The organism is Lysobacter sp. TAB13 (genome assembly GCF_052113885.1).
GTDB classification, from domain to species: domain Bacteria; phylum Pseudomonadota; class Gammaproteobacteria; order Xanthomonadales; family Xanthomonadaceae; genus Lysobacter; species Lysobacter gummosus.
In genome coordinates, this window is record NZ_JBFRDR010000395.1 from 1 (window position 1) to 363 (window position 363).

Annotated in this window: 1 protein-coding gene; it reads left to right on the forward strand. The window is 59.8% G+C overall.

Annotation, left to right across the window (positions count from 1 at the left end):
* Positions 1–98: 98 nt before the first annotated feature.
* The coding region (locus tag AB4Y92_RS26670; protein WP_441822359.1) for a glycosyltransferase at positions 99–363 on the forward strand (265 nt) is incomplete at its 3' end.

A 363-nucleotide genomic window follows, 5' to 3' on the forward strand; every position in this document is an offset into this window, starting at 1 on the left:
GAGTTACTTGCTCGCCGCCTTGGCGGAGTTAACCTGTTTGGAGAAATCGGATGCGGATTGCGCAAGTTGCACCGCTGGCGGAGTCGGTTCCGCCCCGAATGTACGGCGGCACCGAGCGGGTTGCGTCCTGGCTTACTGAAGAACTCGTTCGGCAAGGCCATCAMGTCACYYTGTTCGCATCGGCCGATTCAAMSACGTCCGCCGAGCTTGTCGCTTGCRCACCGCAGGGCYTRCGACTTGCWGGYATTCGCGATCACACCGCGAGCCAYCTTGCKATGCTKGCSAAGGTCCGGGARCGTGCCGCGTCSTTCGAYATCATCCATTTCCATCTCGAGCTGCTGCAGCATGAGGTCTTCACAGATC